The 21,509-nt window shown below is 60.2% G+C and carries 22 protein-coding genes and 1 tRNA gene; 15 read left to right on the top strand and 8 right to left on the bottom strand.

Annotation, left to right across the window (positions count from 1 at the left end; genetic code table 11):
• The first annotated feature begins 77 nt into the window (after window positions 1-77).
• The 3 genes from NW818_RS04935 (at window position 78) to gatB (ending at window position 2,162) form a co-directional block, all read left to right on the top strand.
• Complete coding sequence (locus NW818_RS04935) at window positions 78-260, top strand: hypothetical protein (RefSeq protein WP_041436250.1); 183 nt, start codon at window positions 78-80, stop codon at window positions 258-260.
• Window positions 257-541: an acylphosphatase gene (locus tag NW818_RS04940; protein ID WP_414351467.1), complete on the top strand. Its 285-nt coding sequence runs from the start codon at window positions 257-259 to the stop codon at window positions 539-541. The genes NW818_RS04935 and NW818_RS04940 overlap by 4 nt, the downstream gene beginning before the upstream one ends.
• A 148-nt stretch (window positions 542-689) precedes the next feature.
• The gene (gene gatB / locus NW818_RS04945) at window positions 690-2,162 is read left to right on the top strand and encodes an Asp-tRNA(Asn)/Glu-tRNA(Gln) amidotransferase subunit GatB (protein ID WP_414423974.1); all 1,473 of its coding nucleotides are present in this window, start codon (window positions 690-692) and stop codon (window positions 2,160-2,162) included.
• Here the strand turns inward: gatB and NW818_RS04950 are convergent.
• Window positions 2,159-2,752, bottom strand: a complete 594-nt coding sequence (locus tag NW818_RS04950) for a Maf family protein (RefSeq protein WP_414390339.1) — start codon at window positions 2,750-2,752, stop codon at window positions 2,159-2,161. The genes gatB and NW818_RS04950 overlap by 4 nt on opposite strands.
• A 148-nt stretch (window positions 2,753-2,900) precedes the next feature.
• On the opposite strand from NW818_RS04950, the gene NW818_RS04955 reads away from it, so the two are divergent.
• The 4 genes from NW818_RS04955 to NW818_RS04970 all read left to right on the top strand — a co-directional run bounded on the left by NW818_RS04955 (window position 2,901) and on the right by NW818_RS04970 (window position 6,012).
• Window positions 2,901-3,716 (top strand): ion transporter, encoded by an 816-nt coding sequence (locus NW818_RS04955; protein WP_414344758.1) that lies wholly within the window; start codon window positions 2,901-2,903, stop codon window positions 3,714-3,716.
• A 62-nt stretch (window positions 3,717-3,778) separates the two neighbouring features.
• The gene (locus NW818_RS04960; protein WP_011432348.1) at window positions 3,779-4,285 is read left to right on the top strand and encodes a hypothetical protein; all 507 of its coding nucleotides are present in this window, start codon (window positions 3,779-3,781) and stop codon (window positions 4,283-4,285) included.
• A 75-nt stretch (window positions 4,286-4,360) separates the two neighbouring features.
• Entirely contained in the window at window positions 4,361-4,774 is a 414-nt protein-coding gene (locus NW818_RS04965) for a PH domain-containing protein (RefSeq protein WP_011432347.1), read from the top strand.
• Between the two features lie 29 nt (window positions 4,775-4,803).
• Entirely contained in the window at window positions 4,804-6,012 is a 1,209-nt protein-coding gene (locus NW818_RS04970) for a glycosyltransferase (protein ID WP_414423975.1), read from the top strand.
• Here NW818_RS04970 and NW818_RS04975 read toward each other — a convergent pair.
• A complete protein-coding gene (locus NW818_RS04975) occupies window positions 6,006-7,613 on the bottom strand; it encodes a hypothetical protein (protein ID WP_414344756.1) in 1,608 nt (535 codons plus the stop codon). The genes NW818_RS04970 and NW818_RS04975 overlap by 7 nt on opposite strands.
• A 156-nt stretch (window positions 7,614-7,769) precedes the next feature.
• On the opposite strand from NW818_RS04975, the gene NW818_RS04980 reads away from it, so the two are divergent.
• Window positions 7,770-8,198: a hypothetical protein gene (locus NW818_RS04980; protein WP_414407945.1), complete on the top strand. Its 429-nt coding sequence runs from the start codon at window positions 7,770-7,772 to the stop codon at window positions 8,196-8,198.
• A 137-nt stretch (window positions 8,199-8,335) separates the two neighbouring features.
• On the opposite strand, the gene panB is transcribed toward NW818_RS04980, so the two are convergent.
• Window positions 8,336-9,121 (bottom strand): 3-methyl-2-oxobutanoate hydroxymethyltransferase, encoded by a 786-nt coding sequence (gene panB / locus NW818_RS04985; protein WP_011432343.1) that lies wholly within the window; start codon window positions 9,119-9,121, stop codon window positions 8,336-8,338.
• A 152-nt stretch (window positions 9,122-9,273) separates the two neighbouring features.
• On the opposite strand from panB, the gene NW818_RS04990 reads away from it, so the two are divergent.
• Window positions 9,274-9,360, top strand: a tRNA-Ser gene (locus tag NW818_RS04990).
• Window positions 9,361-9,525: 165 nt separating this feature from the next.
• Window positions 9,526-10,275 carry a phycocyanobilin:ferredoxin oxidoreductase gene (locus tag NW818_RS04995; protein ID WP_414423976.1) on the top strand — a complete coding sequence of 250 codons (750 nt, stop codon included), beginning with the start codon at window positions 9,526-9,528 and terminating at the stop codon, window positions 10,273-10,275.
• Here NW818_RS04995 and NW818_RS05000 read toward each other — a convergent pair.
• A complete protein-coding gene (locus NW818_RS05000; protein WP_414423977.1) occupies window positions 10,272-11,132 on the bottom strand; it encodes a hypothetical protein in 861 nt (286 codons plus the stop codon). The genes NW818_RS04995 and NW818_RS05000 overlap by 4 nt on opposite strands.
• A 482-nt stretch (window positions 11,133-11,614) precedes the next feature.
• Here NW818_RS05000 and prmA point away from each other — a divergent pair, with 482 nt between their 5' ends.
• From prmA to NW818_RS05020, 4 genes are all read left to right on the top strand, one after another.
• The gene (gene prmA, locus NW818_RS05005; RefSeq protein ID WP_414423981.1) at window positions 11,615-12,505 is read left to right on the top strand and encodes a 50S ribosomal protein L11 methyltransferase; all 891 of its coding nucleotides are present in this window, start codon (window positions 11,615-11,617) and stop codon (window positions 12,503-12,505) included.
• Window positions 12,475-13,311, top strand: coding sequence for a 16S rRNA (uracil(1498)-N(3))-methyltransferase (locus NW818_RS05010; RefSeq protein WP_414423982.1), 837 nt, complete (start codon window positions 12,475-12,477; stop codon window positions 13,309-13,311). The genes prmA and NW818_RS05010 overlap by 31 nt, the downstream gene beginning before the upstream one ends.
• A gap of 94 nt (window positions 13,312-13,405) precedes the next feature.
• The gene (gene hisS / locus NW818_RS05015; RefSeq protein ID WP_414423978.1) at window positions 13,406-14,704 is read left to right on the top strand and encodes a histidine--tRNA ligase; all 1,299 of its coding nucleotides are present in this window, start codon (window positions 13,406-13,408) and stop codon (window positions 14,702-14,704) included.
• Window positions 14,698-16,218, top strand: coding sequence for a hypothetical protein (locus NW818_RS05020; RefSeq protein ID WP_414374172.1), 1,521 nt, complete (start codon window positions 14,698-14,700; stop codon window positions 16,216-16,218). Before hisS ends, NW818_RS05020 begins: the two co-directional genes overlap by 7 nt.
• 24 nt (window positions 16,219-16,242) lie before the next feature.
• On the opposite strand, the gene NW818_RS05025 is transcribed toward NW818_RS05020, so the two are convergent.
• The 4 genes from NW818_RS05025 to NW818_RS05040 all read right to left on the bottom strand — a co-directional run bounded on the left by NW818_RS05025 (window position 16,243) and on the right by NW818_RS05040 (window position 20,900).
• On the bottom strand, window positions 16,243-17,079 hold the full coding sequence (locus tag NW818_RS05025; RefSeq protein WP_414423979.1) for a universal stress protein: 837 nt from the start codon (window positions 17,077-17,079) through the stop codon (window positions 16,243-16,245).
• 101 nt (window positions 17,080-17,180) lie between these two features.
• Window positions 17,181-18,038, bottom strand: a complete 858-nt coding sequence (locus NW818_RS05030; protein ID WP_414351494.1) for a hypothetical protein — start codon at window positions 18,036-18,038, stop codon at window positions 17,181-17,183.
• Between the two features lie 94 nt (window positions 18,039-18,132).
• Window positions 18,133-19,263, bottom strand: a complete 1,131-nt coding sequence (locus tag NW818_RS05035; protein WP_414344739.1) for a hypothetical protein — start codon at window positions 19,261-19,263, stop codon at window positions 18,133-18,135.
• Window positions 19,260-20,900 (bottom strand): hypothetical protein, encoded by a 1,641-nt coding sequence (locus NW818_RS05040; RefSeq protein WP_414423980.1) that lies wholly within the window; start codon window positions 20,898-20,900, stop codon window positions 19,260-19,262. The genes NW818_RS05035 and NW818_RS05040 overlap by 4 nt, the downstream gene beginning before the upstream one ends.
• A 267-nt stretch (window positions 20,901-21,167) precedes the next feature.
• Here NW818_RS05040 and NW818_RS05045 point away from each other — a divergent pair.
• A partial coding sequence (locus tag NW818_RS05045; protein ID WP_414351497.1) for a phosphomannose isomerase type II C-terminal cupin domain occupies window positions 21,168-21,509 on the top strand: 342 nt, incomplete at its 3' end.

Raw genomic sequence — 21,509 nt, forward strand, 5'->3', positions numbered from 1 at the left:
GTAGGACGAGCGCCGGGAGGATGTCACGGTGCATGAAGGGTGGGATCCTCTGCACAAGCGTTCGTGAGGTTGGGTTCATGTCTTCCGTGCTGTGGCAAGCGATTGGGTATGCCTGTGGGATCTCGCTGGGGCTCCTAGGCTTGGTTGCCCTGGTCAACGTTCTTGTGGGGTGGCTGGATCGGCAGACCTCAGAGACTCCGGAGGAGCCGACCGAGTCGCCAGAACCCTGCAGCACAACGGAGGGATCCCCGTCGGCATGAGTGACAGGGTTCGCGTTCACGTCTGGGTACGGGGGCGGGTTCAGGGGGTGGGGTTTCGCGCCCACACCGAAGCCATGGCCCGCAATGCCGGTGTTGGCGGCTGGGTGCGCAACTTGCGGGATGGTCGCGTCGAGGCTGTTTTTGAAGGATCCCCTGCTGCGGTGGAGGCCATGCTGCGCTGGTGCCAACAGGGCAGCCCCGGTTCGGTTGTGGAGGCCATTGAGCAACGTTCCGAGCCGCCGGAAGGTCTACCCACTTTTGAGATTCGCCCTACCGTTTGAGGAAGTTTCGCTGTTCTGAGGATCTGCTTCAAGCTGGGCTGCTCCGGCCTCGTCCTGGGTTCTGGGCTGCCGTCCCCAGAAACTGTCTGTGAGCTGGGATCCCCCAAGGTCGCACTAGAATGGTTACACCGCCAGTTTTTCCTATCCCATGACTGTTGCTGCCCCCGCCAAAGTGCAATATGAAGCTGTGATCGGGTTGGAAGTTCACTGCCAGCTCAGCACCCGCTCCAAGATCTTTTCCAGCAGCGCGACGGCATTTGGCGCTCCCCCCAACACGAATATCGACCCGATTTGTATGGGCTTGCCCGGCACCCTGCCGGTGTTGAACGAAAAGGTGCTGGAGTACGCGGTCAAAGCCGGTTTGGCCTTGAATTGCACCATTGCCCCCTACAGCAAGTTCGACCGCAAGCAATACTTTTACCCCGACTTGCCCAAAAACTACCAAATCTCGCAATACGACCTGCCAATTGCCACCCACGGCTGGATCGAGATCCAGCTCAGCGACGGTCGCACCAAGCGCATCGGCATCACCCGTCTGCACATGGAAGAAGACGCGGGCAAACTGGTACATGCTGGCAGCGATCGCCTATCGGGATCCAGCTATTCTTTGGTGGATTTCAACCGGGCGGGGGTTCCCCTCATCGAGATCGTCAGCGAGCCGGACATCCGCAGCGGGGAAGAGGCAGCCGAGTATGTGCAAGAGCTGCGCCGCATCCTGCGCTATGCCGGGCTGTGCGATGGCAACCTGCAGGAGGGATCCCTGCGCTGTGATGTGAACATCTCGGTGCGTCCGCTGGGATCCCAGACCTTTGGCACGAAGGTGGAAATTAAAAACATGAACTCCTTCAACGCCATCCAACGGGCCATCGAGTACGAATTCAACCGCCAGGTCAAGGTTGTGGAGGCGGGCGAGCGGATCGTGCAAGAGACCCGCCTTTGGGAAGAAAACAGCCAGCGCACCATCAGCATGCGCAAGAAAGAGGGATCCAGCGACTATCGCTATTTCCCGGAGCCGGATCTGCCGCCCATTCGCGTTACCGAAGCGCAGAAAACCCGCTGGCAGGCAGAGCTGCCGGAATTGCCCGGTGTGAAGCGGCGACGTTATCAGGAGGTGTACGGCCTCTCGGTGTACGATGCCCGCTACCTCAGCGACGAGCGCAATACTGCCGAGTACTTTGAAGCCGTGATCGCCGCCGGGGCCGATCCGAAGGCAGCCGCTAACTGGATGATGAGCGACATTGCCAGCTACCTCAACACCCACAAGCTGGACTATCCCGACATTGCCCTGGAGCCGGAAACCCTGGCCGAGCTGATTGGCCTCATCGAGCAGGGCACCATCTCCAGCAAAATCGCCAAGGAGATCCTGCCGGAACTGCTGGAAAAAGGGGGATCGGCCCGCGCCCTGGTGGAAGCCAAAGGCATGACCCAAATCTCGGATAGCAATCTTCTGGAGCAGATAATCGCTGAGGTGTTGGCGGAGAATCCAGAGCAACTGGAGCAGTATCGGGGGGGCAAAACCAAGCTCTTCGGCTACTTTGTCGGGCAATTGATGAAAAAAACCCAGGGACGGGCGGATCCAAAGCTGGCCAACGACCTGCTCAAGCAACACCTCGACGGCTAGCTCCAAGCATCGGTGAGGGAATAGCCCAACTCCTGGATCATGCGCCGCAGCAGGGGCAAGCTCAGCCCGATAACATTGCCGGGGCACCCCTCGATCCGCTCCACAAACAGGCTGCCGCGGCCATCGATGGCAAAACAGCCAGCACAATTGAGCGGCTCACCGGTGGCCACATAGGCGCGGATTTCCTCGTCGCTGGGCTTGGCAAAAAACACCCGCGTCACCGCATAGTGGGTGAGGCGGCGGTTCTGCTTCGTGTCAATCAAGGCATGGCCTGTGTAGAGCTCTCCCACTTCGCCCCGCATTTGCCGCAAGCGCCGTTCCGCCTCTAGGGCATTGGGCGGCTTACCTAGGATCTCGCCATTTAGGTAGAGCACAGAGTCGGCCCCCACAACCAAGACGGGCTCCCGTTGCTGGGCCGCCACCACTTCGGCTTTCGCCGAGGCCAGCTTCTGCACCAGCTCCACCGGATTAGAGCTCTGGATTTGGCTTTCGTCGAAGTAGCTGGGTTGAACGCGATGGGGGATCCCGGCAGCCTTTAACAATTGGCGGCGGGCAGGGGATTGCGAGGCCAGTACGATAGGAGGCAACATCGACTCAACACCTAATTAACACCCAAAGCCTGGACGTTTGCTTAGGGGAAGTTCGCTCTGTGAGCTAGTTTCCATTAGCTTAGTTAGTATGCGCCTGATGGGCGTTGAAAGGAAACTCTCTCGATATCTTCCCAGCTGGATCCCGTTTGTGACCACTCTCCCCACCCAAGCTGATCTCGATCTTGCCCATTCTGGGATCCTCCAGCGCTATTGGGGGGATCAAGACACTCCGGAAAGCCGCTGGGTGAACTTGCTGGTGGCGGCGCTGGTTTTCTGTTCGTCCACCTTCTTTGTGGTGGAAACCTATCCCGTTCCCCCTGAGGTGCGTCTTGGGCTGGAGCGGGTGGATCGCCTCATTCTCGGCCTGTTTGTGGTGGAATATCTGCTCCGCCTGGCGGCGGCCCCGCAAAAGCTGCGCTACGTCTTCAGCCTCTATTCACTCATCGATTTGCTGGCCATTTTGCCCTTTTTTGCCGGGCTAACCGATATTCGCTTCATCCGCCTCTTGCGCTGGTTTCGCATCCTGCGGCTGCTGCGCTTGGTGGAGGGCAAAACCCTGTTTGGGCAAGTGATCTCCGCCGATAGCCGCATTTTGCTGCGCATTTTCTTCACCCTCTTTGCCATTGTTTTCGTCTACTCTGGGCTGATCTACCAGGTAGAACATCCAGTGAATCCTGGCGCTTTTGCCACCTTTTTGGATGCTTTCTACTTTTCCGTCGTTACCATGACCACGGTGGGGTTTGGGGATCTCACCCCCACTTCTGAGCTGGGCCGGCTGCTGACAGTGTTGATGATCTTGACGGGCATAGCCCTGATCCCTTGGCAAGTGGGGGAGTTGATCAAGCAACTGGTAAAAAGCGGCAACTCGGTACAGTGGGCCTGCCCAGGCTGTGGCCTCTCCCAGCACGATGGGGATGCCCAATTCTGCAAGCGCTGCGGCACACTGCTCTATCCAAGGGATTGAGGCTGTTGGCCAATTTGGGGCAAAGACAGGATAGGCTAGGACGGGTTGCAGGAGGATCTGCGATGTTGGCCCACCCCGAGCTAACCATCCCCGGCAAGCTGAACGTGAAGGCGGGCGTAGCGATGCTGGTTGCCGCCATTGTCCTCGGCTGGATCCTCAGCCAAGTTCAGCCGTTGCCGCTCGCCCCCCAGGAGGCTTCGGGGATCCCTGCCGAGCCCCTCCTCTGGCAGGAGGTGCCCAAACAAAAGTACGCCTGGCACATTTGCTACGCCTTTTTGGGCAACATGGGGTTGATCAACATCGGCGGCGGACTGGCCCTGGTGGTGCTGGGATCCCGCTTTACGGCTGGGCAAATGCTCTCGCAAATTCTCCTGTTGGGGGGAATGCTGCACCCGGCTTCTTGGGCTTTGGTGGCCCTGACGGGGCTGGAAGGGTGGGGCTGGCTGGGTAATGCCGGAGCCGCAGCGGTGGCGGTGGTGGTGATGGTGTTGTTTGTTTACCTGGTCTTGGCCACCTGCCGTTCCCTACAAGCCGTCCGAAGGCTGACCCAATCCCGAACCTGCCGTTAGCCCCAGTTGGGGAAAGCTGAGAAATCGTTTAAGATCGTTAACGGTAACCCTCTGAACAACTGGGTGGTGCTCGGCATGGCGGTGCAAGAGGAGGTTTTTTTTGAGGGCGGCCCCCACAGTGGCGATTTGGTGTTGAACTCCTTCATTGGGGCTACACTTGTCGGCTTGCCTCTGTTTGTGGGGGCACTGGTGCGTAAGCTGTGGGTACACTATCGGATTACCAATCGTCGCATCACCGTGATTGGAGGATGGGGCGGCAAGGAGCGCTCAGATGTAATCTACGGCGAGATTGCCAAGGTGGTTATGGTGCCCCGTGGCTTGGGCGTGTGGGGAGACATGGTGCTCACCCTCAAGGACGGCAGTCGCTTGGAGATGCGGGCCCTGCCTCGCTTCCGCGAGATCTACAACTACATCAATGAGCGGATCGACGAGAAAGCCAAGCAGGTGAGCGGCCCAATTGGCAAAAAGCGCCGCTCTGCCAAGTCCTGACAGTGCCTGAGCCTTGGGGATCCCTTCCTGTGGCTGTCCCCACTCTTCCCAGCCGGGATCCCGCTTGGCCTGAGCGCCTGGCCCTGGTGCACGAGTACCTGATCTGGCCGGGGGGATCGGAAAAGGTTTTGCAGGAGCTGGTGGCCTTTGCCCCCCAGGCCCCCCTTTACGTCAGTCTCTTCTCCGCTCACACCCTGCCGCCGAGCTGGCAGGAGCTGACAATTCACACCTCCTTTTTGCAAGGCTGGGCCAAGTGGCTGGGGGTGCTGCGCCCTGATTACCATGCCCGCCTCAAGTATCTGCTGCCCTGGATGCCGTTGGCCTATGAGAGCTTCGACCTCTCCGGCTATGACTGTGTGATCTCCAGCAGCCACGCCTTTGCCAAAGGGATCCTGACGGGAGCCTCTACCCTGCACCTGAGCTATATCCACAGCCCCACCCGTTACCTGTGGGAGAACCGGGAGCTGTATCTGCAGCGAGAAGGGTTGGGGGGAATCGGGCCCATTCGCACAATTAGCCAATGGCTGCTGCACCGCCTGCGCCAGTGGGATTTTCTGGCAGCTCAACGTCCAGATCTGTTGATCGCCAACTCCCAGCACATTCGCCGCCGCATTGCCAAGCTCTACCGCCGCGAGGCTGTGGTCATTTATCCGCCCGTTCCGCTGCAGGGGTTGGAGCCGGTGGCGGATCCCAGCGCCGATTATGACCTGGTGGCAGGCCGACTGGTGCCCTACAAACGGGTGGATCTGGCGATTGCCGCCTGTGAACGGCTGGGTCGTCGGCTGCTGGTTGTGGGCGAAGGGCCGGAGCTGGCTCGGCTCAAGCGACTGGCGGGGCCGCAGGTGGAGTTTTTGCCCCATCAGCCCCCCGATCGTTTCCGGGAACTGCTAGCCAATTGCCGGCTGCTGCTGTTCCCCTGGGAGGAGGATTTTGGCCTAGTGGCAGTGGAGGCCCAGGCCTGCGGCCGCCCCGTGGTTGCCCTCAACCGGGGAGGTGCCCAAGAGACGGTCATCCACGGCCAAACCGGCATCCTCATTCCCGAGGCCAGTGTGGAAGCGCTGGTGGAAGGGCTGCGGCAGGCGGATCGACAGGAATGGGATCCGCAGCGGATTCGGGCCCATGCTCTGCAATTTGCCCCAGAGCGGTTTCATGCCCAGCTGGGAGCCCTGTTGCGCTGGGCTTGGCCTCGTTTTCAAGCTGGAGAACGGTTGGATCCCCGAGAATGGAGCGCTCAGTAGGGCCGCCGCTGCACAAAAGTCGGCAACTCAATCCGGTTGCGACTGCCCGTTTCCCCTCCTGCCCGTGAAGCGGCCAAAGCGGAGCGTTTCAGGAGCCTTTCTGTCCGTTGGCGCCAGCCGAGCGGGGCACTTTCTTCCCGCTCGTCCAGGGTGAGCGGCGGGATCCCTGGGGTGGGTGTTCTCCAGGTGGTGGCCGGGGAAGGAGCAGACTCGTCAGCCGCGGCAGGAATCCGTTCCTGGGCCCGATGATTCGACCTGGGCTCGACAACCGCTGGCTGAGGGGAAGCGGAGGCCGACTGACGCAGTGTGGCCAGTTGCTCTTCCAGTTCTTGATTGCGCTGCTGCAGCAGGGCCACTTCCTTTTCTTGGGTTTGCGCGTAGGCGTGGGCCTGCACACACTCGGTTTTCAAAGCCATCACCTGCTGCTGCAACTTCTCGATTTGCTTTTGGCTGACCAGATGATGGGCCTCGGCCAGTTCTCGCCCCCGCCGGGCTGCTTCCAGGCTTTCTCGGGTGTCCTGCACCTGCTGCTGAACTTCCTGCCACTGGGCAAGGGTGGGACGCTGGGCCAACTCTTGCATGAGCTGATCCCGCTCGGCTCGCAAAGCACCAAGCTCGCGGGTCAAAGCCTGCACCTGCTCCTCCAGGGCAAGGATTCGCTGCGCCTGTGAGGACTCTGTTTCCCTGAGGTGGGCGGCCTGGGCTGCTTCCGCTTCCAGCTTGGCAATCTGTTGGGCTTGCTCGGCCTGCTGCCGCTGACTCTGCTGCAGCTCTTCCAGCAAGGTGGCCCGCTCGGCCTTGGCAAAAGAGGCCTGTTGGCGCAGATGATCCAGCTCCGCCTGCAAGCGTGCCCATTGCTCTGGGGTAGGACGCTCTTCCAGCTCGCGAATACGTTGCCGGGCGGTGTTCAGGTCAGCTTCCATGTGTGCCTTTTCGGTTTCCAGATGGGTCTTCAAACGCTGCCATTCGGCTTCCGCTTGGCGGTGGGCAGCCTCTAGCTCCGCCCGTAGGGTTTCCAGTTCTTGTGCAGAAGGTCGAGCAGCCAACTCTTGGATTTGCGCTTGCAATTGTGCTTTTTCCTCCTCTAGCTGCTGTACACGGAGCTGCAGTTGGGCTTGCAAAAGCTGCACCTGCGGCAACTTGACGGCGTATTCTCCCAATTGGTTGGCCTGCTGTTTCAGCTCCAGGAGCTCCTGCTGCAGTTGGTAAAATCGGGCCGGATCGACGCGCCGCTGCAATTCCGCCTTGAGGGTTTCAATTTCCGTCTGACTGGTTTGCAACTGCTGCTGCAGAATGTGGTAGTGCTCCAGCGTTGGACGGCGCTCCATTTCCCACAGGAGATTCTGCAGTTCTTCGATGTGCTGTTGCTGAAGCTGAAAAGCCTCTGGGGTAGGGCGCTGGGCCAGCCGCGCTTTCTCCTCTTGACACGCTTGCAAAGCTTGATCCCGCTCTTGAATCTGGGCCTGTGCTTCCAGCAGTTGATGTTCCAGGCGATGGATGCACTCAATCTGCTGCAATGACAGCGCTTCCGATTCGGCGAGGGATCGCTCTAGGTTGCGCACCCGCGCCCGCAAGGCTTTTAGCTCCTCTTCCCCTTCCATATCCAGGCTGCTCGACAGGTTATGGGCCTTACTGTAGCAGATGGTTTGGGCAAAAATCCAGCTTGCCACTATATGTGGCGTGAATTTTTAGTTTTTCTCGAAAAGGACGCTAAGCCTGTTATCCCCACCCTCTATACTGAGAAGGTGAGTTTTCAGATGAACCCTGTGATGAAGCTGGGATCCAAACCTTGGGGATGGGTGCTGGGCCTGCTGGGTGTGGCCTTGGTCGGTTGTGGTGCCGATGCGCTGACGGCCAGTACTCCACCGCCGCCTTTGATCACCAGCAGCGATATTCCTTCTGTGGTACATCGGAACGGCTTTTTGGAGCTGGGGGTTTCGGTATCGGTGCCGGGCCGGATCCCGGCGGAGCTGGCGTTTCAGGTGTCGTGGTCAGGGATCGAGGTGCAGACGCTATCGGCAGCCCAGGTGAATTGTGTGTCTGGAGAGGTGTTCTGTACAACCCGCTTCCGCATTCGCCCTCCCCTGAGCTTGGTGCCCGGCTCCTACCTGCTCAGCTTGCGGGTCTTCGACCGGTTGGGTCAAAGTGCTGCGGTGACCGGGACGGTGCTGCTCAGGGATCCCTGAGGTCGCCCTATCCTTGCCCAGCCTTGAGAAAGCGGTGCGGTTCCCGTTCCCATAAGCATTGCGTAGCAGTAGGTAGCAGTATGAGGTGCCGTAGGCATAGCACCTCTGCCCAAGCTTTGAATGGGTAAGGGATCCCTTCAGCGGGGGGGAAATACTTTTTGGCGAACATCGTCGGCGAAAGCTTCCACCGCTTCTCGGATCGCCTGTCTCAAATTGGTATAGGCCTTGGCAAAAGGGGGGAGCCGCTCGCTCAGCCCCAGCAGGTCGTGGGTGACCAAAATCTGCCCATCGCAAGCCGGCCCGGCCCCAATGCCCAAGGTTGGGATCCCCACCTGGGCCGAGATTTGGGCAGCCAATTCCGCCGGCATGTGCTCCAAAACCAGGGCAAATGCTCCTGCTTGCTCCAGGCTGAGGGCTTCTTGCCGCAGACGCTCCGCCTCCGGAGTGGTTTTTCCCTGCTGGCGATAGCCCCCCAGTTGATGTTTGGCCTGCGGAGTGAGGCCGATGTGACCCAAAACCGGGATCCCCCGCTGCACCAGAAAGGCCACCGTTTCCACCATGTCGGGGTAACCCCCTTCCAGCTTGACCCCGTTGACTCCTGCCTCCTTCATCAACCGCCCTGCTGAGAGGAGAGCTTGTTCTTTGTGGACTTGATAAGTCAAGAAGGGCAAGTCGGCCACCAAAAAGGCCCGTTCTACCCCGCGGCGCACCGCCTGGGCGTGATGGAGCATCTGTTCCAGCGTCAGGGGCAGGGTGCTGGTATACCCCAAGTGGGTCATGGCCAAGCTGTCGCCCACCAGGATCAAGTCGATCCCAGCCTGATCCAAAATCTGAGCGGTGGCGTAGTCGGCAGCCGTGAGGGCCACCAAAGGTTGACCCGCCTGTTTGGCCTGGCGAAAGTGGTGAATGGATAGAGCAGCCATATCCCTATGATCTCATCTGGGCGTTCCCGCCAGCGGTGCGGAGCACTTTCCCATCAACCGCATCCCGCGGGAGGAGACAAGCTTGGCTTTGAGGCTGGGAAGAAGCAGGAGACTCGGTTTGCCGTTAAGATGGTAAAGCCCCACAGCTGACTGGAAGGGTGACAGAGTGGTTGATTGTGACGCTCTCGAAAAGCGTTGTGACTGCAAGGTCACCGTGGGTTCGAATCCCACCCCTTCCGTCTTCAGGCATACAGTTTTAGAACGCCTTGCCCAGCTAGGGCCTCTGGGATTTTTGGGGATCCCACCCAAGCCCTTCGCATCAGCGGTGCGGTTCCCCCATAACACTTTGGCATGGAGCCAAGGTCAAGGTTGGATGGGGTTCTTGGCCTTTCTTCTAGAGTCTTATGTTCACCGCTCCTGCTCTCTCTGCCCAACTGCATCCGCTCATTCAGGGCTTATCTGAGGCAATCCTGAACGTTTGGGGATCTACCCTCACCCTAGCCCCCTATCCTCTGCCTGAAGATCTGGGCTACGTGGAAGGCCGCCTAGAGGGTGAGAAATTGCAAATTGAAAACCGCTGCTACCAAGGGGATCCCTTTCGCAAACTGCACCTGGAGCTGGCCCAGGCCGGGCAAAGCCTGGACATTCTCCATTGCGTTATGTTTCCGCAGCCGCAGTACCCGCTGCCGCTGTTCGGTTGCGACATTGTGGTCGGTCGCGGACAGGTGAGCGCCGCCATTGTCGATCTCTCGCCGGTGACCCCCAGCTTGCCCGATCTCTATATCCAAGAGCTGGAAGCGTTGGGATCCCATCTCGTCCCTTTCCAACACCGGCGCCGGTTGCCGGAGTGGGGCACGATTTTTTCTCCCTACTGCCTGTTCGTCCGTCCTGCCGACGAAGCAGAGGCCGACCGCTTTTTGCACTTTGCCTGCCGTTACTTGGAAATTCACTGTCGGTTGGCGCAACAGATTCCCCCGCAGACGGATCCCGGCCAGATTTTGGCCCACTACCAGGGGCAGCAGCGCTATTGCAGCCAGCAACAGCAGAACGACCGCACCCGCCGCGTTTTGGAAAAAGCTTTTGGCCCCGCCTGGGCAGAGCGCTACATGAACACCGTCCTTTTCGATTTGCCTCCCAGTCCTATGCAGATCTAGACGGGATCCCCTTGCAGCCGCTGCTGGATGCTCAACGCCAATTTTTGCCCTAAGAACTCCGGCATGGTTGGAGTTGAATCCGGCCCCAGCAAGTAGAAAATAAAGCGCGTCTGCTTGCGGCGGAGCATCAAGTTGAGGTTAACAACGGTCAAATCCTCCTGCGCGAGGGCCGTCATCACCCGGTAAAACGCGCCCGGCTGGTTGTCCACATCCACCAAAAGTGTGGGCAAATGAAACACCGGGTCAAAATAAAAAGAAACCTGCACGTCTTTTAGTCCGGCCTTGAGATCAAACTCCAGCGCCAAGGTTTCATGAACGCGAAACACACCTGCCAGGCATTCGTGAATGGCCCGTTCTAGGCTGAGCTTGGTTTGGGAAGATAGGCTGTGGCCATCGCGGGAGACGATGGTGCGGATAAACACCAGGTGCGGTGAGTAGATCTGCCCATAGAGATGAATGCCATGCACCGAGAGATTAAAAGCAGTGAACACCCCAAACAGATCGCTGAGCAGAGAAGGTCGGTTGCGGTAGGCCAGACAGACCACCGTCTTGCGACCTTCGTCCTGCATCTGTACCACCGCCTTGCGGGTTTGGTAGAGGGCGTAGGCCAAGCGCAGATTTTGGGCCTGTACCTCGCTGCTGACAAACTGGCTGTAAAAAGGCGGAAAGCTCTGGTTAAAACGCCGCATCAGAGCGGATCGCGTCAGCGGCACGGAGTCCTTGCGGGTGCTGACTTTGAGCGGCTGAAGATCTTCATGGGCAGCCCTCTTCCGCGCTTCCCGATCCCCGGCAACTCCTAGAGAAGCCACCTTGGGCTGGGGAGTGCCCTGCTGTGCTGATTGCTCATCAGTTGACATCGACCTCGCCACCTGCATTGCTCTTTCTTCATCCTTACATCGTTGCTCAGTACGCCCTAGCCAAACCCCATCTATCCGCAAAATCACTGAGGCTCGGAACGAATGTCAACGCTGCATCCAATTCTTGTTCAATGCTTTTGGACTTAATCTATCTCACAGGGCTGAGCTGGTCATCCAAAGAGCCGCTGAGGGTCATCCCCCAATTGGGGGGGCTCCCCCCCTTTTTTCGCTGCTGAACCGACGGCGTAAGCCTTCAAATCCTAGGATAGCCGGGATAGCTGGAGTAGGCTCTTAAAGCCTAAACTATGGATTGAGTAGAGTGCTGCAATTTTTGATATAAAGTGCCGCATTGAGTGCTGGCCGGCTGGGTGACATGAAGCGCTATCTTGTTGGCCATCACTTTGGTTTTTCCCTAGGTTTGTGAAGGGATCCCTGTGAGCAGAACTGTTGCCAATCCCACTCCGTTTTCGCCCGCACAAGCGCTGGACCCCGCTGGTGCTTGGTGGGATCTCAGTCTCATCGCCTCCCCTGCCCAAGAAGACCTGATCTTTTGGCGGCTGGAGAATTTTGGCTGTCGGGGCATGACCAGCCAAGCCTATGGCGAAGATCAGATTTGCATTCACGCCTATTTGCCTTGGCCTCACGTCAGCCTCCTGGATTTGGCAGCCCTCTCCCTGCGCCTGCAGCAGGATGCCCTCATTGCCGGTCAGCGGGTTCCGAAGCTGCGCTGGGAACGCATAGAGGCGGAAGATTGGAGCAGCAGTTGGAAGCAGCACTGGCAGCCCCAATGGGTCGGGGACAAGTTGCTCATTTGTCCGGCCTGGCTGGAGCCGCCCTCTCACCCCGGTCGTCACCTGTTGCAGCTGGATCCCGGTATGGCCTTCGGCACGGGCACTCACCCCACCACGCAGCTCTGTCTGGAGTCGCTGGAGATGCGCCTGGAGGGCGGCGGGGGTGCCGAGGGAGTGACTGTGGCCGATGTGGGCTGTGGATCCGGGATTCTGTCGTTGGCGGCGGCCCTGCTGGGGGCGAAGCGGGTATTTGCGGTGGACATCGACCCCCTGGCGGTGCAAGCCACGATGCAAAACCGCGATCTCAACGGCCTGACGGATCGCATTGTGGTCGCTCAGGGCAGCCTGGAGCAGATTCCCGAAATGGTGGATGGGCTGGTGTGCAACATCCTGGCAGATGTGATCCTGGATATGATCCCGGAGTTTCGGCTGGTGGTGAAGGAGGGGGGATGGCTGATCCTCAGCGGCATCCTCATCGAGCAGGCCAAGTTGGTGGCGGAGATGCTGGAGGCCAACGAATGGGTGGTGGCAGCCCTCTGGCGACGGGGGGAATGGTGTTGTCTGAACGCACGCATGACCTGAGCGCTTTGCCCCGATTGGCGATTGACCCGGCGCAGCGGGATCCCAGCGGTGTTCTCCATTTAACTGGTCTGCAACAGCACTACTTGCAGCGGGTACGCCGCCTCAGGCCAGGGGATCTCTTTTTGGTTTTGGACGGCTCAGGCAAGCTGTGGGCGGCCCGTTGGCAAGCCCAGGGATCCCGAGTTGTGGGCGAGGTGGAGACGCTGCCGCGGGAATTGCCCGTTTTTTTGCATCTGGGCTTGGCGGTGGTCAAAGGGCAGGGGTTTGACGAGGTGCTCCGCCAGGTTACCGAGCTGGGGGTGGCGCGAATTACCCCCCTGCTGACAGAGCGCACCGTGTTGGAACCGGGATCTGGGCGGCAGGAACGCTGGCAAAAAATTGTGCGGGAGGCCGCAGAACAATGTGAGCGGTTGCGCTGGCCTCAGGTCGATCCCCCCACCCCTTGGACAAGTTGGCTGGCGGAGCTGCAAGCCGTTCGCGCTACTCGGACGGAGTCCTTCTGGTGGGGTATAGCCGTGGCTCGGCACAAAGCGCCCCCGCTGGTGCAAGCCCTGCCAAAGCTGCAGATCCCGGCCTTGGCCATAGCCATTGGCCCAGAAGGGGGCTGGACGGTTGCCGAACGTCGGCAGGCTGAGGAATATGGGGGAGTGTCCGTCTCCCTTGGCCCTACCATCTTGCGAGCTACCACCGCCGCTGTTGTTGCCACCAGCCAAATTGCCGCCACCTACTCCTGGTTGGACTCGAGCTTGGATCGGGGTCATTTGGCTCCGCTAGCGACGGGGAGTGTTGTCGCCGATAATCAATAACTAGGCCGTTTGCGTCAGCGGGACGGAGTCCTTTGACGAGAACAGCCATTGGCATAGCAGGCGGCCAGGCCCACCCCAGGGAGGGAGAACGAGAATGGAGATGATCCAGGCGGTGCGGGGCACCCGAGATATTCTGCCGCAGGAGGTGCGGCTCTGGCAGCAGGTGGAAGCCAGCGCCCGAGAGATCCTGGGACGGGCCAACTACCAAGAAATTCGCACCCCCATCCTGGAGTTGACGGAGCTCTTTGCCCGCAGCATTGGCAGTGCCACCGACGTGGTGGGCAAGGAGATGTACTCCTTCAGCACCCGTGGCGAGCAAGAGGTGAGCCTGCGCCCAGAGAACACAGCAGGTGTGGTGCGGGCCTACATCCAGCACGGGCTGCAAACGGCTGGAGATGTGCAACGCCTCTGGTATTGTGGGCCGATGTTTCGCTATGAGCGTCCCCAGGCGGGGCGGCAACGCCAGTTTCACCAGTTGGGGGTAGAGCTGCTGGGCAGCCGGGATCCCCGCGCCGATGCGGAAGTCATCGCCTTGGCCTGGGAGCTGTTGCAAGCGGTGGGGGCGGAGAACCTGAGCTTGCGGCTCAATTCCCTGGGGGATCCGCAGGATCGGCGGGCCTATCGCCAGGCCCTGGTGGACTACCTCACTCCCTTGCGGGAGAAGCTGGATCCTGACTCACAAGAGCGTCTCACCCGCAACCCGCTGCGCATTCTAGACAGCAAGGATCCCCGCACCCGCGAGATTGCCGAGGGGGCCCCCAAGCTGCCAGATTACCTCAGCCCAGAATCGCGGGCTTTCTTCGAGCAGGTGCAAGATCACCTGCAGATGTTGGACATTCCCTACCAGTTGGATCCCTACTTGGTGCGGGGCCTGGACTACTACACCGACACCGCCTTTGAGATCGTCTCACCTGACTTGGGATCCCAGAGTACCGTCTGTGGGGGTGGTCGCTACGACGGCTTGGTGGAAGAGCTGGGCGGACCTTCTACCCCAGCGGTGGGCTGGGCCGTCGGCATGGAGCGGCTGGTGCTGCTGTTGCAAAAGAAACAAGGGGAGGCTCCGCCAGCACCGGTCGAGGTTTACGTGATCTCCCGTGGGGCGAAGGCTGAGGCCCAATCCCTCCGGATCGCTCAAGCGCTGCGCCAAGCTGGTTTCTGCACCGAGCTGGATCTGAGCGGCAGCGCCTTTGGCAAGCAGTTCAAACGGGCCAGCCGCAGCGGCGCAACTTGGGCTGTTGTGCTAGGGGATGCGGAAGCTGCAGCCGGAGAGGTACAGCTTAAGCACCTGCCTACAGGGCAACAGCAAACCCTTTTGCAAGCCGATCTGGTTAAGTATCTGGCATCCCATTCGGGTCAGCAGTGCGGAGCACCTAAGGTGATGGAGCCATGTTGAATTTTTGGGTTCGGCGCGACGGCCAAGAAGACTGGCAGCCGGTACCAGCCGAGGGCGCAGTTCTGGAAGAAGATACCTACACCATTGTTGCCCGTTCGCCTCAGCCCCACTTCACCATCACGGTGGAAGTCCGGCAGCGTCCTCTGTCGTCGCAGAATCAGGGCCCTGACACCGCCCCGACTCCCCCACAAGTCCAAACCCGTTCTGTGCGCACCAACGATGAAGGGATCGGCATTATTTTGCCTGCCAGCCGCCTCACCCCTGGGTTTTGGGAATTGCACTGCCGAGATGCCGACTTGATCGCAGAACTGTTCGGTGAAACCGAGTTGGACAATTGTCTCCGTTTTCAGGTTGTGCCTGCCCCTCTGGAGCCGGAACGAGGGATCCCTGCCCCGGTGGCTGAAGAGGCCGGGTTTGAGCCCCCCCAGAAAAAAGAGGTCGCCATCCCGCCAGAGCTGTTTTCCCTAATGCACAGTGAATTGGAGGGATCCCCGGAGGAGGTGCTGGTGTTGACGGGGCGGATCGGCTGCAGCGGCGAGCTGCGGGTACAGGTTTGGCCAGAAGGGGAGGAGAGGCCGCTTTTCCAGGGACAACGGCAAATTCAACTCCCGGCGGGGGCGCGGACGGCGGTGTTCAGCATCCCCATCACCCTGCCCAGCCAAGTGTGGGCCCGTCCTTTACGGGGAGAACTGGCCCTTACTCCCTCCTCCTGGTGGGATCCAGAGCCGTCGCCTCAGACCCTGACCATCCCCTTTTCCATTCGCTGTCGCAGCCAAGAGGCAGGACTTCTTGGCGCAGGGATCCCCCTCCCGCAGCAGCAAGAGGAAGAGAGGCTGGCCGATGCTGCCAGTCCTGCCTCGACCGCAACCCTGCTCTCTCCCGAACGAACCTTGCAAAAGCTGCTGCGCATCTGGCAGCACAGTGCTCCTGCTGGAGGGGATCCCGGCTCGACTCAGCCGGCAGAGCCCTCTGCTAAGGCCGCACCCGAACCTAACCCCCAGCCTGCGGCGCCGATTTCCCCTCTTCCCTCACCCCCCCAAGCTGAGCCAATGGGCGAGGATGCCGCCCTGCCAGCCCCAGCAGGGAGCCCGGCCACCCCACCTCCGCCTGCATTCGCCCTGCCTGCCACCAGCAAGGACACCAAAAACTCGCCCCCGCCGCCAGAAGTGTGCCCGGCGCCACAACTGCTGGTGCCTGAGCAATTGCGAGCGGGCGACAATTTCGATGTGGTGCTGCGTTTGCCGGCCTTGGCCCCTGCCTCCGCCGCCGGCGCCGCCTCCCAGCCACCTTATTGGATCAAGTTTTGGGTCAAGCATGGCCGCACCCGCTCGTTGGTGGATGGCCCCCGCTGGTTGCTGGACTTCTCCCGCGACGATCAGGGGCAGTGGCAAGCTTTAACCCGCATGACCATTCCCCCAGGCGTCCCCGAGCTGATCTTTGAAGCTTGGGCCGTCAGCCCGGATCGCCAGCAGCAGAGCGACCGAGTTACAGAGCACCGCTCTATCTTGCCTTAGGGATCCCTCGCTCTTGAGTCCTGTTTAGTCTTGGACGGAGCGCACCATCAGCACTGGGCAGCCGATGTGCACCCGCACATAGTCGGAGATGGAACGCCCCAGCAGCCGATCCAGGTCGGGGATGCTGCGGGCAATGCTGGGCCGGCGATCCGGGGATCCCATCACCAGCAGATCGGCCTTGCTTTCTTCAGCCAGGCGGACAATCTCCGTAGCCGGATCCCCGACAGCCGTCAACACCTGGTGGCCGATTTGCCGGTTTTTGAGGATGTCGATTGCCCGATCTAGGGCCTCATCTCTGCCTGGGTTGTCGGCATCCAACTGCACAGAGGCCAGGAAGATCTGGGCCCCTTGAATGCCGGAGATCAAGTCAAGGGCCGTGGCAAAGGCGGCCTGGGCAGCGGGGGAGTTGTTGAGGGCCACCATGACATGGCTGGGGTATTTGACGTAGGCGTCGTCTTTCACCAACAGCATGGGGCAGGAGGCAAGCTGAAACACATATTGGCTCACCGAGTTCTGCAAAATGGCCAGGATGCGGTTGCGTCCCCGGGATCCCATCACAATCAGCGGATTGGGCAGGGACTCGGCCACCTGCAGCACCACCACTTTGGGATCCCCTTCCACCAGTTGCGTGCTGATCTTTAGCCCTGGGCGGGGGGGGAAAGTCTGCAGGGTTTGGGCCAGCAGTTCCTGCCCCTTTTGCCAGGCAGCCCGCATCTCCTCGGCAGAGGTCTGGGAAGGCACCGCATGCAGCAATGTCACGTGGCACTGGGCAAAGGCCGGCAGAGACAGAAGGGTATGCACCATTTGCTCAGTGGGGCCGCTGCCATCGATGGCGGCAATGAGGTTCTCAAATCGAGACATGGGATCCGTTCTCCGGGCCGTAGTTTGCCAAGACTCATCCTAGATCTGCCCCTGCGGATCCCTGTTACCGTAGGGGATGTCCTGCAACATTTTGTTGGGTTTTAGTAACTTAGCCACACATAGCCGGTAAAGCCGCCGCCGGCATTGGTGTTGCGACCGGCCAGGAACTGAAACCCCCCCAAGCCCAGCGTTAACCCTCCCTCCAGCCGCCAGTTGAGCTGGCCCGAAAGCTTGAGGTTGTCGTAGTCGGGATCCTGAACCGCCAAATCTCCGAACAGCAAAGGTGCACCGTTGCCCAAGGTAAAATCTCCATCCAAAGCCAGGATGGCCTGCAGCTCAGGAGTCAAATCGGCCCCAAGGGTTAAGTTGGCCTTGAGGCGATCGCCGGGATAGCCCAGGTAGTCCCGGAACGTGAGGCAGGAGTCGAAAAAGGCAGGCAGGGATCCCAACTGGGTATTGGCTGCCGCCCCAACTTTGAGATCATAGCCGAAGACGCCGTACCCCAAGGGCAGGGGAATGTCTTGGGTGGCATATCCGGGCGGGATCAAGGCCGTTAGCTGAGCCGAGAAGAAGGGATCCCCGTTCCCCCAAGTATGGCGCAGGCCCAGTTCCAGATCCCGCAGGCCCTGGTTGCGCTGGGTAACGGTGTCAGCCCCGCTGGCAAAGCGATTTTCGATGAAAACGTAGCTGGTGTTGAGGTTGAGAGTGAGCTGATCGCTAAGGCCAGTCTCGGCGAAAAGGTTGAGGCGGGTTTCTCCGTACTCCGAAAGGGCCGGCTGCAGGCGTCCCCCCTGATCAAAGCGGGTGCGAGGCCGATAGACCTCCGGCTGCAGCGAAAAAAAAGTCTTGCCGGCACCGCGGGGAAAACCGCATCCTGCCCAGGCCGGCAGCTCCGGCGGCATTGTGCTGACCACCAGACTCACCAGCAGGCTTGCCCTTAGAAATCTCAGCTTCTCCATGGCAGGGATCCCGGCAGCTTCAGGGGGATTGTATCCCCAGGATTAAGCTCTGGGCCAAGATCCGGGACAAAACCGGCTTTGGAACGACTGCTAACTATGAGGTGGCAGCCGGTAGGCCCACCTGTGCCCGGAATTGGCGAGCGGCGGTCAGCGCTCCGAAGGGATCCCCCTTATACAGGCCGTAGTGCATCAAGGACAGGTGCCGCAGCCCCAGTTGAGACACTTCCCGCAGCCACTCCGGCTGGCTCATGAGCTGAAAGTCTGTATGGACGGTGTCGGCCCGTCCGCCACTGGGGTGCTTGTCTTTGATGGAGGGCTCGTAGTGGGCCAACATCAGGTTGGAGTGGATAGGGGAAAACAGGCGGCAACAGAGGCGGATTTGCTCTGGGTTGCCGGGATCCGGGCCGTTCAGCTCTGGGTTAAACTCCCCTGGCCGCCGCTGGCGCATCGACTGGAAGGCGATCCCGTCCATCCGGCTCAGGGTCTCGGCAAAGGGCTCCACCATGCTGCGGCCTGCCCCCCGGGAAGGGTCGTCAAAGGTGGCAATCCAGCCCCCCCAGCACAGGGCTACTTCGGCTGCCGGCAGCCGCTCCTTGATGGCTTGGCGGGCTGTGAGGACATTGCGCATTAGGGCTTGGTAGTAGAAAGCAGTGTCGGCGTTGTAGGTATCTGCTGGGATCCGCCAATAGGAAAACTCCGTGGCCAGGCTCCAATAGGTAGGGCGGCCTTGGGGGTTGGCTTGAGCGATATAGCCGGCCAATTCGGCTACATCCTGGACAAACTGCTTGGAGATGTGGTAGTCGCCGCAGGGGCGGTGGGTGTCGTCTTCCCAGGTGATGATGTGGAGGGTATAGCCCCGCTCAAACCACTGCCGCAAAAGCCCGGCCTGGTGCCAGTTGCGCCAAAAGGAGAGATCCCCCTGGCGGTGATCAAAGCTGTTCAGCCAGCCGCTCAGGAAATGGGGATCCCACCCCTGCGCCACTGCCGCCACCTGCGGATCCGACTCGATTTCCCAGAGGAAGCGACCGGGATCCTCGCCAATGCCCACCTGCCAGCGGGCCAGCAGCTCTGACAAGTTCATGCTTCCCGTCTCGGCATTTTCCGGGCTGCGACTCCCCTGCTGACTCAAAAACTCCTGGCCACAGCCGGCAACCCCATAGGCAGCCAGCAGCGCTCCGCCCGCTTGCAGCACCTGTCGCCGCTGCCAGGATCGTCTCCTTTTCATCTCCTCTCCTCCTGCGGTTCCTCTTGGTGTTGGCGAGCCCACAGCCGCACTTGGGGGGAGCTATAAACCTCCCTGAAGCCCGGCAGCCCCTCAAAATTGAGCTCAGGCCAAAATTGCAGGATGCGATCGGCGCTCCGCAAGGGATCCGCCAGCCCCGCTACCAAGAGGTAGTCCACCCTTTCCTGGGGATGCTGAAGGGCCAGGGCAAACTCGTACTGGTGAGGAGTAAGGAAAGAGCGGGGATCCCTTGCCCAAAAGATAGCCTCAAAGTGGATGTCGTCGTCCACCAGCACTTTTTGTCCGGGCAACAGGTGGCGATAGAGATACTGCCCAACCTGGCGCTTTTCCTGCCGCAGCCTCCGCCAGTCTTCTAGGGCTTGCCCAGCAGAGGTTACTTCATACAGGTTTTGGGCAGCTTCCAACTCGCCACTAAGGGGCACTAACCCTGCCACCAGCCGCTCCCAGAGATCCCGCTCCTCGGCCACCAGGGGCATGACGAAACCCGGCTCTTGGCTCACCCCATAACCGGCAGTGAGGCAGTTCAACCCCAAGAGGGCAGTGATCAACAGGCGCTTAGCCCAGCCGGGGCCGGCTCCGCGACACAAGTAGGCGCCCATCAGCAAAGGCAGCGGCACCCAGAAAAGGCCAAAGCGGCTCAGCTCCCGCAAAAACAGCCCCTGCCCTAGAGAAGCCAGCAGGATGACCAGCGGCATCCCCCAGACCAGAGCCCATACCCAGCGACCCGGGCCTCGGCCCAGCAGGGATCCCAGCCCCAACAGCAGATAGGCAGGGGCCAGCACCGCCAGCCATTTCCCAGCCTCCAGCACCCCCCGCCAGCCACCCGCCTGCTGCAAGTCTTCCCGCAATTGCGGCAGCCGCAGACCGCTGCCCACCTGGTAGGTGAAAGCCCAGGGATCCCCTACCGACAGCCAGTTCACGTACAGCCAGCTCAACATCAGGGCCAGGCTGATAAACCCTGCCACCAGCAGCGAAGCCAGCCGAAAACCCCAGGACTGTTTGCGAAAAGCCAACAGCAGCACCCCTGCCACCCAGGGCAGCAGCCACCCACTTTCCCAACGCAGCACCATCAGAGGCCCCAGCGCCAGCCCAATGAGCAGTAGCCGTAGCGCAATGGGCAGCTCGCCAGAATCCGCCCCAGTCTCTGCCCTGGCCTGCTCCTCTTTACTCAAGGGAAACAGCAGGGCCATGTTCACCCCCACCAACCCTGCTGTGGCTGTCCAAACAGGGCTGCGCAGCAGCATCAAGATCAAAGTCGGCTGCACCACCATCAACAAACCCCACAGCCAGCACCATCCCACCTCCACCGGCAAACGGCGTAACTGCCGCCACACCCAGCCCAGCACCAGAGAGCCGAAGACAGTCTGCAACAACAGCGGGGATCGTCCCAGAATGGCCGTGACCATCACCAGCAAGGGAGGAAAGGTGGTGCCCACAACGGGCAGGCGCGGATCCGGCCCCAAGGCCGCCACGGATCCCTTGTAGCCAAGAAACTGCATCTCCAAGCTCACCCAGCTCCAGCCTTCCTTCAAACCCCACAGAAGGCCAGCCAGCAGCAGAAACAGGATCCCGGTAGACCCGAAGAGCCGCAAGAAAGCCCTGAGCTTGGTGAGAAACATGGGTTGCTTTAACGACTTCAAGAAGTTAGAAGGCAACTCATTCAACAGCGAATCAAGCCTTAAGAGTTGTCTGATGAGAACAAGTTTCAGAAAAAGTATGGGGATGGGCTGACGTGTCTGGGAACTGGACACAGGGCTAGACTAGCATTCCCTGTCTTGAGAGTCTTTTTCTACGAGTTTTGGCGTAGGCCAATTCAGCCAGATTGTCGATGAGGGGTTCTCGGATTCTGAGAGAGGATGGGGACGACTTTGCAAGGACATGATCTTATGTTGCAGGCTGTGCGGGACGTGAATGAAGCAGCAGTTCCAGCGCTTGAGCTGGTACCCTCTCAAGCAGAAACCCGTCCTTGGGGATCCTTCTGGGTTTTGGATGAAGGCCCGATGTACAAGATCAAGCGCATCGAGGTCAAGCCCGGCCATCGGCTCAGCCTGCAGATGCACTACCACCGCAGCGAGCACTGGATCGTGGTCAGGGGCACAGCGAAAGTGACCCGTGGAGAAGAGGTGATGCTGCTGAGCTCCAACGAGTCCACTTACATTCCCCCCTGCACCAAGCACCGCCTGGAAAACCCCGGCACCCTTCCCTTGGTGTTGATCGAGGTGCAAAAC

The organism is Synechococcus sp. R6-5 (assembly GCF_047461775.1).
In the GTDB taxonomy this organism is placed as follows: domain Bacteria; phylum Cyanobacteriota; class Cyanobacteriia; order Thermostichales; family Thermostichaceae; genus Thermostichus.

What these genes read in the sequence shown, in the direction of transcription:
- NW818_RS04965 (WP_011432347.1), top strand. Translation starts at nt 4,361, where the DNA reads ATGGCGGTGCAAGAGGAGGTTTTTTTTGAGGGCGGCCCCCACAGTGGC.
- NW818_RS05000 (WP_414423977.1), bottom strand. Translation starts at nt 11,132, where the DNA reads ATGTCAACTGATGAGCAATCAGCACAGCAGGGCACTCCCCAGCCCAAG.
- gatB (WP_414423974.1), top strand. Translation starts at nt 690, where the DNA reads ATGACTGTTGCTGCCCCCGCCAAAGTGCAATATGAAGCTGTGATCGGG.
- hisS (WP_414423978.1), top strand. Translation starts at nt 13,406, where the DNA reads ATGGAGATGATCCAGGCGGTGCGGGGCACCCGAGATATTCTGCCGCAG.
- NW818_RS05040 (WP_414423980.1), bottom strand. Translation starts at nt 20,900, where the DNA reads ATGTTTCTCACCAAGCTCAGGGCTTTCTTGCGGCTCTTCGGGTCTACC.
- NW818_RS04995 (WP_414423976.1), top strand. Translation starts at nt 9,526, where the DNA reads ATGTTCACCGCTCCTGCTCTCTCTGCCCAACTGCATCCGCTCATTCAG.
- NW818_RS05020 (WP_414374172.1), top strand. Translation starts at nt 14,698, where the DNA reads ATGTTGAATTTTTGGGTTCGGCGCGACGGCCAAGAAGACTGGCAGCCG.
- NW818_RS04940 (WP_414351467.1), top strand. Translation starts at nt 257, where the DNA reads ATGAGTGACAGGGTTCGCGTTCACGTCTGGGTACGGGGGCGGGTTCAG.
- NW818_RS04950 (WP_414390339.1), bottom strand. Translation starts at nt 2,752, where the DNA reads ATGTTGCCTCCTATCGTACTGGCCTCGCAATCCCCTGCCCGCCGCCAA.
- NW818_RS04975 (WP_414344756.1), bottom strand. Translation starts at nt 7,613, where the DNA reads ATGGAAGGGGAAGAGGAGCTAAAAGCCTTGCGGGCGCGGGTGCGCAAC.
- NW818_RS04935 (WP_041436250.1), top strand. Translation starts at nt 78, where the DNA reads ATGTCTTCCGTGCTGTGGCAAGCGATTGGGTATGCCTGTGGGATCTCG.
- NW818_RS05035 (WP_414344739.1), bottom strand. Translation starts at nt 19,263, where the DNA reads ATGAAAAGGAGACGATCCTGGCAGCGGCGACAGGTGCTGCAAGCGGGC.
- NW818_RS05010 (WP_414423982.1), top strand. Translation starts at nt 12,475, where the DNA reads ATGGTGTTGTCTGAACGCACGCATGACCTGAGCGCTTTGCCCCGATTG.
- NW818_RS04960 (WP_011432348.1), top strand. Translation starts at nt 3,779, where the DNA reads ATGTTGGCCCACCCCGAGCTAACCATCCCCGGCAAGCTGAACGTGAAG.
- panB (WP_011432343.1), bottom strand. Translation starts at nt 9,121, where the DNA reads ATGGCTGCTCTATCCATTCACCACTTTCGCCAGGCCAAACAGGCGGGT.
- NW818_RS04980 (WP_414407945.1), top strand. Translation starts at nt 7,770, where the DNA reads ATGAACCCTGTGATGAAGCTGGGATCCAAACCTTGGGGATGGGTGCTG.
- NW818_RS05025 (WP_414423979.1), bottom strand. Translation starts at nt 17,079, where the DNA reads ATGTCTCGATTTGAGAACCTCATTGCCGCCATCGATGGCAGCGGCCCC.
- NW818_RS05030 (WP_414351494.1), bottom strand. Translation starts at nt 18,038, where the DNA reads ATGGAGAAGCTGAGATTTCTAAGGGCAAGCCTGCTGGTGAGTCTGGTG.